We start from the raw sequence: 11,205 nt of genomic DNA, 5'->3' as shown, positions 1-11,205 counted from the left end.
CGCCCCACCCGCCTGCTCTGCCGGGACGCCCCCTCATCCGGCCCTGCGGGCCACCTTCCCCCCTGTGGGGGGAAGGTCAGGGGCGCAAAAAGGGCCGCCGGAGGATCTCCGGCGGCCCTGATACAGGCAAAACAGGATTTACTTGATGGGCTCGCCGGCGGCCTTCTTGGCCTTGATCTCCCGGAGGGCGTCCCGATAGGACAGGTTGACCCGGCCCTTCTCGTCGATATCGGTGACCTTGACCCAGATCATGTCGCCGATGTTGACCACGTCCTCCACCTTCTCCACCCGGCGCTCGGCCAGCTTGGAGATGTGGACCATGCCGTCCTTGCCGGGGGCCAGTTCCACGAAGGCGCCGAACTGGAGGATGCGCACCACCTTGCCGTAGTAGAGGGCGCCCACCTCGGGCACGAATACGATGGTCTCGATGGTCTTTTTGGCAGCGTCGCAGGAGGCCTTGTCGGTACCGGCGATGTAGATGGTACCGTCGTCCTCGATGTCGATCTTGGCGCCGGTGTCGGCACAGATCTTCTGGATGACCTTGCCGCCGGAGCCGATGACCTCACGGATCTTGTCCACGTCGATCTTCATCTTGACCATCTTGGGAGCGGTGTCGGCCACGTCGGGACGGGGCTTGTCGATGCAGGGCAGCATGATCTCGTCCAGGATGGCGTACCGGGCGTCCCTGGTGATCTCCAGGGCCTCCTTAATGATGGCGTGGGACAGGCCGTCGTTCTTGATATCCATCTGGATGGCGGTGATACCGGCCTTGGTGCCGGCCACCTTGAAGTCCATCTCGCCGTGGAAGTCCTCCACGCCCTGGATGTCGATGAAGGTGGTAAAGCCGCCGTCATCGTCCTGGATCAGGCCGCAGGAGATGCCGGCCACGGGGGCGGAGATGGGCACGCCGGCGTCCATCAGGGCCAGGGTGGAGCCGCAGATGGAGCCCTGGGAGGTGGAGCCGTTGGAGGAGAGCACCTCGCTCACCACCCGGATGGCGTAGGGGAAGTCCTCCACGGAGGGGATGACGGGCTCCAGGGCCCGCTCAGCCAGGGCGCCGTGGCCCTTTTCCCGGCGGTTGGTGGACCGGGCGGCCCGGGCCTCGCCCACGGAGTAGGAGGGGAAGTTGTAGTGGTGCATATACCGCTTCTCTTCCTCTTCCCAGATGGTGTCCAGCTTCTGGGCGGCGGAGAGGGTGTTCAGGGTGCACACGGAGAGCACCTGGGTCTGACCACGGGTAAAGAGGCCGGAGCCGTGTACCTTGGGCAGCACGCCCACCTCGGCGGCCAGGGGCCGGATCTCGTTCTTGGCCCGGCCGTCCACACGGTGGCCTTCCAGCAGCCAGGCCTTGACGATCTTCTTCTGGAACTTGTAGGTGATCTCCTCCAGGTACTTGTCCATCTCGGGATAGTCGGCCAGGAAGAGCTCATGCCAGTGCTCGATGAGGGCGTTCCACCGCTCCTCCCGGACGTTCTTGTCGTCGGTGTCCATGGCGGCGCGGGCCTCATCCATGGTGGCCTCCACGATCTTGTCAAAGAGCTCCTGGTCAAAATCGGCGTGGTCGTAGGTCATCTTCTCCTTGCCGATCTCGGAGACGATGTTGTTGATGAAGGCCACCTGGCTCTTGATCTCCTCGTGGGCCTTCACGATGGCGTCGTACATGATATCGTCGGGCAGCTCCTTGGCGCCGGCCTCGATCATGACCGCCTTCTTGTCGGTGGCGGCCACGGTCAGGTCCAGCTGGGAGTTGTGCTTTTGCTCGTTGGTGGGGTTAAAGACGATCTGGCCGTCCACATAGCCCACCTCCAGGCAGCCGATGGGGCCGGCCCAGGGGATGGGGGAGAAGGCCAGGCAGGCGGACACGCCGATCATGGCGGTGACCTCGGGAGAGCAGTCCCGGTCCACGCTCATGACGGTGGCGGTGACCACCACGTCGTTGCGGAAGTCGTAGGGGAACAGGGGCCGGATGGACCGGTCGATGACACGGCTGGCCAGCACGGCGGGCAGAGAGGGCTGGCCCTCCCGGCGCATGAAGGAGCCGGGGATGCGGCCCACGGCGTACAGCTTCTCCTCAAAGTCCACGCTCAGGGGGAAGAAGTCCACGCCGTCCCGGGGACGGGGGGACACGGTGACGGCCACCAGCACGGTGGTCTCGCCGTAGGTGACCATGGCGGAGGCGGAGGCCAGCTCGGCCACCTTGCCGACGTCAATGGTCAGGGGGCGGCCCGCCACTTCGGTCTTGTAAACCTTGTGATGGGTGAATTCCTTGTGCTTGATCACGGTTGACATGGGGAAATCCTCCTTTTCGTTGGTGTTTCCCATTCGTCAGAGCCTGACTCTTTTAGCACTTGAAGCCAGGTCCGCCTCTCTCTCCGGGCCCAGGTTCAACTGCTAAAAGCACGCTCTGAGGAATGGGGTGGGTGATGGTGATAAGGGGTGGCGCGGTGTTCCGCGCCACCCCTATCAAAATACAATTACTTACGGATGCCCAGCTTGGCAATGATGGCACGATACCGCTCGATATCCTTGCTCATCAGGTAGTCCAGCATCTTGCGGCGCTTACCGACCATCTTCAGCAGGCCCCGGCGGCTGTGGTTGTCGTGCTTGTGGATCTTCAGGTGCTCGGTGAGCTCCTGGATGCGGGCGGTGAGAATGGCGATCTGCACCTCGGGAGAGCCGGTGTCAGTGGGATGGGTGCGGTTGGCCTCGATAACAGCAGTCTTTTCGTCCTTGCGGATCATGGTTTTGTTCCACCTTTCATACAATGTGCCCGCGGGCTGCGTGACCGGCCGGTGTGAGCCGGGAGACGAAGTCCGGGGTAGAGTTGGCGTCTGCTCACAGACTAAAACAGTTTATCATAGTTTTACCTGGTTGTAAAGGACTCATTCGGATTTTTACGGGGGTTTTTTTGACGTTTTTTTAGGGCCGCCCTGATGTCTGGGGGGCTGCCCCGCCGGATACGGGGGGCTTGAGCCAGCCGCCCCACCTGTAGTACACCAGCAGGGCCAGGGAGGTAACCGTCCAGGTGATGGGGTAGCTGGCCTCCACCATGATGATGGTGTGGACCCGGGGCACCGCCAAAAAGAGCCAGGCCAGCCGCAGGCCGCACACCCCGAACACTGAGATGAGCATGGGCACCAGGGACTTGCCTGCCCCCCGCATGGCGCCGGGCAACAGCTCCACCAGGATGTAGGTGATATAGCAGGGGGCCAGGAAGGCGACCATCTCCACCCCGATCTCCAGCACGTCGGCGTCGGGGGTGAAGAGGGTGAGAATGGGCCGGGCAAAGATCACCAGGATGGCGCTCATCACCAAAGTGATGCCGGCGCTCATGCCGGTGCACACCCCTACCCCCCGGCGCAGCCGGTCGTATTTCCCCGCCCCGTAGTTCTGCCCGGCAAAGGTAGTGAGGGATTGGGAGAGGGCGGTCATGGTCATCCAGAACAGGATGTCCATTTTGCCGTAGGCGGTCCAGGCGGCCACGGCGTCAGTGTCAAAGGAGTTGATGGCCCACTGGATGACGATGTTGGAGGCGGAGTACATCACCGACTGGAGGGCGGTGGGTACCCCCACCTTCAGGATGGCGGCCAGGGGCCGGCGGCGGATGGCCAGGGCGGCGGGAAAGAGCTGGTAGGGCTGGCCCGCCGCCCGCATGAGGGAGATCACCACCAGCACCGCCGACAGGGCCTGGGAGGTGACGGTAGCGATGGCTACCCCCAGTACCCCCAGGGGGATCACCAGCACCAGCAGCAGGTCCAGAACGATGTTGCACAGAGAAGCGGCGATGAGGAAGTACAGGGGCCGTTTGGAGTCCCCGATAGCCCGGAGTACGCCGGTGCCCATGTTGTATACCACGTTGGGGATCATACCCAAAAAGTACACCCGCTGATAAAGAATGGCGTCGGACAGAGCGGCGGCGGGGGTGTCGATGGCTCTGAGGGACCAGGGGGTGAGCACAAAGCCTATCACCATAAAAAAGGCTCCGATGAGCACTGCCAGCAGCATGGCGGTATGGACGCTGTGGTGGACCTCCTCTCCTATCCGGGCGCCAAACCGCTGGGCAATGACCACCACCGCCCCGGCGGCCAGGCCGGTAAAGATGCCCACCGTCAGGTTGACGATGGGCCCGGTGGCTCCCACGGCGGCCAGAGCTACCTTGCCCGCGAATTGGCCCACTACTACGGTATCCACCGTGTTGTACAGCTGCTGAAAGAAGGTGCCAAACCACAGGGGAAAGAACAGGGCCAGGATCTGTTTCCAGATCACTCCCTGGGTAATGTCGCCCACCGGCTGGGACAGACGCATCGGGTATCCCTCCATGACAGAAATCTGGCGGCACAAGGCCTGGGCCGCAGAGACGATTGTACACGGTTTGGGTTGGAAAGGCAAGAGGGCGAAAACGAGGCTGCCGCGAAATAGAATCCCGCTGTCATTCTGAGCCCCAAAGGGGCGAAGAATCTTTCTGTGACGGATAAATCGGCAGGAAAGATCCTTCGCTAGCGCTCAGGATGACAAAATTGGGGCCTGTTGCGTTATGTTGCAACAGGCCCTTGGGTAAGCAGGGTATTTAGCTTGTGGGGATGATATTGCTGAGGGAGCCCACCAGCAGGCCGGTGCTGATCATCATGATGTTGTTGGCGAAGATCAGGTCATCCGCGCCCTGCTCTCTGGCGTATTCCACCAGATCGCCCTGCCAATAGCGGAAATCGATCTCGTAAACGGTGCTGTAATGATCCACCAGATAGGGCATCAGAGCGTTGCCAAAGGATTCCTTCACCACGATGCACACCGAACCGTCGGTCACATCCGGATTCTGGAACACAGTCAGGGGGTGATCGCTGCCGGCAAAGGTGTTGTATTTGGAGGAAGCCGCCCACTGGGACACATCGGAGATGATGGGCCATTTGGTGGGGGTTCCGTCCTTGTCGTAGCAGACCATGGTGGCCGACTTGCTGTACGGCTTGTAGGCGTAGACGGTGTCCGCGGGGAGCAGCTGAGGATCTTTGCCGTTGCCCCAGTACAGGGTACCCAGGAACCCGTCAAAGGCGACCTCCTCCCGCTGGTCCAGGGAATATGGGGCAATGCCCTTGGACTGACAGAACGCCTCATAGGCATAATAGGCCCCCCGGCCATTCCAGTGGTGGTCGGTGCGGAAATAGAGGTACTCGTCCCGGTGGCGCATCAGATTGTCGTAGCAGTTGACCCGGATCACGTTGTCCGACATGTTGTTAAAGGTGGTTTGGATGCTCTCGCCCTGATCGATGTAATAGGGGAGCTGCTCCCGGATGTCGTCCGGCAGTGTGACACCGTAGGCGGTGGGGATGGGGAGAGAATACACGTTGGTCTGTCCGGCCAGTTGATCCGCCGCCGCGCTGACCAGTTGGGCATAGGAGGCGGCGGTGCCCTGGTTGTAGGCGCACAGATTGAAGGCCTGATTGTCCACCCGGATCTGGTTTGTCTCAGCGTAGGTGGTGTACGTACCGGACTGGCTCAAGAGAGTCGGGTAGTCGTCCTGCTGTTGGCCCGTTTCAGAGGAGCCCTGCTCTGGCGGATCCTCCTGGGACGGCGTACTGGCATCTGGCTGTCCGGGAATGCCGGGGGTCCCGGCGGCCTCCATATCCGGCGTGTAGGCCTGGGCCAAATAGTGGTCGGTAAGCTTATATGCGGCCAGCGTGCAGGCCGAAATGAGGACGGCGGCCAGAATAAATCCCATGATCCATCCCTGCCTGCGCCGTTTCCGTTGTCCCGTGGTCAGGTTCTTGTTTGAAGATTTGCTCATGCGCGTTCCCCTTCTGATATAATGTACTATGGCAGGAGCTCTTTGGCGGTGGCAGTGTCTTCGGTGATACAGAGGAGCACGTAAACATCATTGGTGTAGATGAGGGCGTCTTTGATTTTGGACACCTCCTCCGGCATGTAGTTGGCGGCCTGCTGGGACAGGCTGTTCAGATGGGTCTGGATCAGCTCCTCAATGACGGGCACATCCTGCTGCTGCTTGGCCTCAAACAGGATGACCTGGTCGGAGGAGGTGCCTTGGGCAGTGTACATTGTGACGGCGGTACCATCGGGCAGGCCGGAAAAATAATATTGGGCGTTGTCGCTGATGTCCAGCAGGGCGCCGTCATATTGAACATCATGCAGCAGCGCATCCAGGGCGGCATTGGCGTCAAGTGTCGGGTTCGATTGTGCGCAGGCGGTGAGGGTGGTCAGCGCCAGGGCGGCGGTACACAGTCCCAGGAGCAGGGGCTTGATGTTCATGGTGGTGCTTCCTTTCGTGGATGGGTGATTTTTGTTGACATAACACTCTTATTCCAAAACCCGGCAGCAGATTGGCGGAAAAGCTCAATTCATGTCAAATACTCTTGTTTCATGATAGTACACCGGCGGGTTGCAGTCAAGTTACAAAAACCTTAGCAAAGTTACAAATGGAAAAATAAAATATAACAAAAAACCAAAGTGCCAGCCGTAAACTTCCAGGGCAGTCACTGGCGTGCTGAAACGCCAGCGGTTTCCATAATGAAATGACCCGCGAGGCCGCGGGCAAAATAAAACAGAGCCTGCGCTGTGTGCAACAGGCTCTGTTTCATGGTGGAGACGACAGAACTCGAATCTGTGACCCCTTGCGTGTGAAGCAAGTGCTCTACCGGCTGAGCTACGCCTCCATATTGGTGACCCGTACGAGACTCGAACTCGTGTTACCGCCGTGAAAGGGCGGTGTCTTAACCACTTGACCAACGGGCCATGCTGCCAAGCGGCCGGTACCGAAAGGGGTGTCCCAAAAGACGGCGCCGGCCGTCTTTTGGGTCATGGTAGCGGCACCTGGATTTGAACCGGGGACACTACGGGTATGAACCGTATGCTCTAGCCAACTGAGCTATGCCGCCGTTTTTACCCGGATGAACAGGGCAAGAGATAGTATAGCCGAAGGCTTCTTGTTTGTCAACGGTTTTCCCGAAAATTTTTGAAGAAAATTTTATTCGATCTTGTAGCCCACGCCCCACACGGTCTTGATAAACCGGGGATTCCGGGAGGGTTCCCCCATTTTCTCCCGCAGTCGGCGGATGTGGACCATGACGGTGTTGTTCCGGTCCAGATATTTCTCCCCCCACACCGTCTCAAACAGCCGCTCGGCGGAGATGACCTGGCCCCGGTTTTCCGAGAGCATCCACAGGATGTCGAATTCGATGGGGGTGAGGTTGAGCTCCTTGTCATACAGGGTGCACTCATGGGTGGAGCGGTTGATGACCAGGCCGTTGAAATCCAGGATGTCCCGGCTCTCCCCCTTGTCGGCCTCGTTGTACCGGGTGTACCGCCGCAGCTGGGCCTTCACCCGGGCCATCAGCTCCAGGGGGTTGAAGGGCTTGGTAATATAGTCGTCCGCCCCGATGGTCAGGCCGGTGATCTTGTCCATATCCCCCGTTTTTGCGGTGAGCATGAGTACGGGAAAATGGTGCTCCCGGCGGATCTCCCCACAGAGGGTAAAGCCGCTGATATCGGGGAGCATCACGTCTAAAATGGCCAGATCCACCGGCTTGCTCTTTACCACGCCCAGAGCCTCGCTGCCGCTGTTGCACTTATAGACGGTGCACCCCTCGCTTTGCAGATAGACCTCCACCAGATCGGCGATCTCGGGCTCGTCGTCCACCACTAAGATCCTGGCGTCCACGGCGCTCCCTCCTTTCGGCTCAGATTATACCGGGCCGGGCCCTCTCCCGTCAAGGGACGGGGGAAAACGTAATAAAAACATAATAGTTGAGCCACATCTCCGGGATGACTTTTCCACAATCCGGTGGTACAATGGGGAAAACCGCCGGCCGGTAGCCGAAAAGGAGGGCCTATGAAGGGGAAATATACCCGCCTGAAACTGAAAATGCTGCTGCTGGTGGTGGCGGGCACCATCGTCGCCGGGGCGGTGGGAATGTTTTTGCTGGAGGTGGTGGTGGACGGGGTGCTCCAGGACCCCTTCGCCCGGTTCTTCCTGTGGGCGGCCCAGACCCTCTTCGGCCAGAGCCCGGAGGCTGCCGCCAGCCTGTACCAGACTGCCATCCGGGACAACAAGCAGGAGATTCTCACCCTGTGCGTCATGGTGCTCATGCTGGTGGCCTTTTATCTGGCCATGGGCCGGTTCACCCGTTGGCTGGAGGAGGTGCGCTCGGCCACCCGCCGGGTGATGGAGTCCAGCCAGGAGCCGGTGGCCCTCTCCCGGGAGCTGGCCCCCATCCAGAACGACCTGAACGTGATCCGGGCCCAGCTGGCCGCCCGGGAGCGGTCGGCCAGGGAGCTGGAGCAGCGCCGGGGGGATCTGGTGGCCTTTCTGGCCCACGACCTGAAAACCCCCCTCACCTCGGTGGTGGGCTATCTCACCCTGCTCAACGACGGGGCGGAGCTGGACCCGGAGCGCCGGGCCAAGTTTACCGGCATCGCCCTGGACAAGGCCCTCCGGCTGGAGGAGCTGCTGGGGGAGTTTTTCGACATCACCAAAATGGACCTGGACGGAGGCCTGGAGGAAAAGGTGCCCATTCAGCTCTCCGTGCTGCTGGAGCAGCTGGCCGATGAATTTTATCCCCAGTTTACCGATAAGAACCTGGTGTGCGCCCCTGACATCCAGCCCCACCTGGTGGTCCGGGGGGACCCGGACAAGCTGGCCCGGGTCTTTGACAACGTGCTGCGCAACGCCGTCAGCTACTCCATCCCCGGGGGCCAGGTGGACGTGGTGGCCCGGGCGGTGGGCAGTCAGGCCGAGATCACCATCCGGGACCAGGGCCTGGAGATCCCCGAGGGGGAGCTGGCCCACATCTTTGAGAAATTCTACCGGCTGGACGCCGCCCGCTCCTCCAGCACCGGCGGGGCGGGGCTGGGCCTGGCCATTGCCAAGGAGATCGTGGAGCGACACGGAGGGGCCATCCGGTGCGAGAGCAACGGCCAGCTTACCAGCTTCATCATTGACCTGCCCCTGTACAAGGGGGGACGAAAATGAACCTGAGAGAGACCGTTCTGGCCCGGCTCAACGGGAATCGACTGCTCTATCTGGACATGCTGGAGGTCCTGCGCCGGGGCACCGCCCAGGTGGTGTGGGCGGGGGCCGGCGGGGTGCTGCTGTACGACCCGCCCAGCGAGGTATGGTTCGTGGACGCCCACACTCCCGCCGCCCTGGAGGAGATGCTCCCCCGGATGGAGGGGTGTACCATCCTCACGGGCCATCAGATGTGGTATAAGGACAGGCTGGCCGTCCATTTCGGCTTTCACAACCAGCAGATCTGCTATCAGTCGGCCTGGCTGGAGGAGAAGCCTCCCTCTCCCCTCCCCTTTGGTGGGGAGCTGCGGCGGCTGGACCGGTCCTGGGCTCCCTGGGCGGAGGCGCACTACAGTCACTCTTTCGGCGGACTGCCCTATATGGAGGAGGCTGCTGACCGGGGGATGCTGGGAGCCTTTGTGGCGGGAGAGCCCGCTGGGTTTGTCAGCTTTCATGTGGAGGGCTCCATTGGTATGCTGGAGGTGCTGCCCCCCTACCGCCGCCAGGGCGTGGGAGAGGCCCTGCTTCGGGGAATCGTGGCTCTGGCTCTGGAGGAGGGGAAATACCCCTATGGCCAGGTCTTTACCGATAACGGCCCCTCTTTAGCCCTCCAGCGCAAGGCGGGCATGACCCTGTCCCGGGAGCGGCTGTTCTGGCTCTTCTGAGCCTAATTTACAAAAGGAGTGCATCTAATGGTGAGCCTGTTTCGCTGTCCCGTCTGCGCTTCTCCCCTGACCCGGGGGGAGGAGGCCTATACCTGCCCCAACCGGCACAGCTTTGACATTGCCAAGGAGGGGTATGTCCATCTCCTCCCCGCCAACCGTAAGCACTCCAAAGCCCCGGGAGATGACAAGGAGATGGCCGCCGCCCGCAGCCGGTTTTTGTCCGGAGGATATTACAGTCACCTGCGGGCCGCTCTGGAGGAGCTGGCCCTGGCCCATACCGGGGAGGACCCGGCGGTGGTGGACTCGGGCTGCGGCGAGGGATACTATACCGCCGGGCTCCATGAGGCCCTGTCCGCCGCCGGCCGGCGGGCGACCATGGCGGGGGTGGATATCTCCAAATTCTGCCTGCGCTGGGCGGCCAAGCGCACCCGTCAGGTGGAGTTTGCCGTGGCCTCTGCCTACCGCCTGCCGGTGGCCGACGGCAGGGCAAACCTGCTGCTCAATTGCTTTTCCCCCCTGGCGGCGGAGGAGTTTTACCGGGTGCTGGCTCCCGGCGGGGTGTTTCTCTACGTGGTGCCCGCCCCTGACCACCTGTGGGAGCTGAAGGAAGTGCTGTACGACAAGCCCTATCGCAACCCGGAGGAGGCCATCCCCTATCAGGGGTTTACCTATCTGGATATCGTGAAGGTGGAGCGGGACATCGACGTGGAGGGCCGGGCCCTGGCTGACCTGTTCCGTATGACCCCCTACTTCTGGAAGACCCCCAGGGAAGGAGCTGAGCGGCTGGCAAAGCTGGACACCCTTACCGTCCGGGCCTCCTTTCGGGTCCATGTGTTCCGGCGGAACGGGTAAAGCTCCTTTGTTTCGCTTACAAGGACAAAAGAAAAAACCTGCCGTAAGCGGCAGGTTTTTTCTTTTGTCAATTCGTGGTCACGCCGTGGGTAATGCCTCCAAAATCCTGAAAAGGCAGGATGACCCATAGGGCCCGGCCCAGCACATACCGTTCGTCCACCGTGCCCAGAGTCACGTCCCGGCTGTCGGAGGAATTGTTGCGGTTGTCTCCCATGACGAAGATGGACCCTTCGGGCACGTCCACTGAGGTCAGGTTCTCGTAGTAGGGCTCCCGCATGGCCTCATTGATGTAGGGCTCATTCAGCACCTGGCCGTCCACCGACACGGTGCCGGCGGCGTAGTCGATGTCCACGTGCTGCCCTCCCACGGCGATGACCCGCTTGACGATGGGGCCGTCGGCGGCGTCAAACTCCTTGGTGAGCACCACCACATCCCCCTGCTTGGGGGTGTAGCCGATACTCTGGAGGAGCAGCATATCCCCGTGGTGGAGGGTGGGGTACATGGAAGAGCCGTCCACACCGATGATGCGGCCGATAAAGGTGAAAATAAGGATCAGGGCCACCAGCACCATCACCAGAGCCTGTAGCCAGAAATACAGGTCTACCTTCAGGGCGTCCCGCCCGGACAGTTCCTGTTCCTTTGCCAATATGATCAACTCCATACCGTTGGAATAGC

10 protein-coding genes and 3 tRNA genes are annotated in these 11,205 nt (G+C 61.2%); 3 read left to right on the top strand and 10 right to left on the bottom strand.

Annotation, left to right across the window (positions count from 1 at the left end; genetic code table 11):
• Positions 1-138 precede the first annotated feature (138 nt).
• The 9 genes from H6B51_RS06715 to vanR form a co-directional block, all read right to left on the bottom strand.
• Complete coding sequence (locus tag H6B51_RS06715; RefSeq protein ID WP_204882944.1) at positions 139-2,289, bottom strand: polyribonucleotide nucleotidyltransferase; 2,151 nt, start codon at positions 2,287-2,289, stop codon at positions 139-141.
• 185 nt (positions 2,290-2,474) lie between these two features.
• Entirely contained in the window at positions 2,475-2,741 is a 267-nt protein-coding gene (gene rpsO / locus H6B51_RS06710) for a 30S ribosomal protein S15 (protein ID WP_204882943.1), read from the bottom strand.
• Positions 2,742-2,919: 178 nt separating this feature from the next.
• On the bottom strand, positions 2,920-4,305 hold the full coding sequence (locus H6B51_RS06705; protein ID WP_204882942.1) for an MATE family efflux transporter: 1,386 nt from the start codon (positions 4,303-4,305) through the stop codon (positions 2,920-2,922).
• Between the two features lie 262 nt (positions 4,306-4,567).
• Positions 4,568-5,779 carry a DHHW family protein gene (locus H6B51_RS06700; RefSeq protein WP_204882941.1) on the bottom strand — a complete coding sequence of 404 codons (1,212 nt, stop codon included), beginning with the start codon at positions 5,777-5,779 and terminating at the stop codon, positions 4,568-4,570.
• 26 nt (positions 5,780-5,805) lie between these two features.
• Entirely contained in the window at positions 5,806-6,258 is a 453-nt protein-coding gene (locus H6B51_RS06695) for a DUF4358 domain-containing protein (RefSeq protein WP_204882940.1), read from the bottom strand.
• A 328-nt stretch (positions 6,259-6,586) separates the two neighbouring features.
• Positions 6,587-6,662: transfer RNA gene (locus H6B51_RS06690), tRNA-Val, on the bottom strand.
• Positions 6,663-6,666: 4 nt separating this feature from the next.
• Positions 6,667-6,741, bottom strand: a tRNA-Glu gene (locus H6B51_RS06685).
• A gap of 66 nt (positions 6,742-6,807) precedes the next feature.
• Positions 6,808-6,884, bottom strand: a tRNA-Met gene (locus H6B51_RS06680).
• An 89-nt stretch (positions 6,885-6,973) separates the two neighbouring features.
• Positions 6,974-7,666 (bottom strand): VanR-ABDEGLN family response regulator transcription factor, encoded by a 693-nt coding sequence (gene vanR / locus H6B51_RS06675; protein ID WP_204882939.1) that lies wholly within the window; start codon positions 7,664-7,666, stop codon positions 6,974-6,976.
• A gap of 171 nt (positions 7,667-7,837) precedes the next feature.
• Here vanR and H6B51_RS06670 point away from each other — a divergent pair, with 171 nt between their 5' ends.
• The 3 genes from H6B51_RS06670 to H6B51_RS06660 are packed head-to-tail and all read left to right on the top strand — an operon-like array spanning position 7,838 to position 10,530.
• On the top strand, positions 7,838-8,977 hold the full coding sequence (locus tag H6B51_RS06670) for a sensor histidine kinase (protein WP_204882938.1): 1,140 nt from the start codon (positions 7,838-7,840) through the stop codon (positions 8,975-8,977).
• Complete coding sequence (locus H6B51_RS06665; protein WP_204882937.1) at positions 8,974-9,678, top strand: GNAT family N-acetyltransferase; 705 nt, start codon at positions 8,974-8,976, stop codon at positions 9,676-9,678. Before H6B51_RS06670 ends, H6B51_RS06665 begins: the two co-directional genes overlap by 4 nt.
• Before the next feature lie 27 nt (positions 9,679-9,705).
• Positions 9,706-10,530, top strand: a complete 825-nt coding sequence (locus tag H6B51_RS06660; RefSeq protein WP_204882936.1) for a putative RNA methyltransferase — start codon at positions 9,706-9,708, stop codon at positions 10,528-10,530.
• A 67-nt stretch (positions 10,531-10,597) separates the two neighbouring features.
• Here the strand turns inward: H6B51_RS06660 and lepB are convergent, their stop codons facing one another.
• The gene (gene lepB, locus H6B51_RS06655; protein ID WP_204882935.1) at positions 10,598-11,191 is read right to left on the bottom strand and encodes a signal peptidase I; all 594 of its coding nucleotides are present in this window, start codon (positions 11,189-11,191) and stop codon (positions 10,598-10,600) included.
• Positions 11,192-11,205: the final 14 nt, after the last annotated feature.

This window comes from Pseudoflavonifractor phocaeensis, from assembly GCF_016901955.1.
In the GTDB taxonomy this organism is placed as follows: Bacteria; Bacillota; Clostridia; order Oscillospirales; family Oscillospiraceae; genus Flavonifractor; species Flavonifractor phocaeensis_A.
Note: the sequence above shows the minus strand (reverse complement) of the source record. Positions and strands in the feature narration are given on the sequence as shown.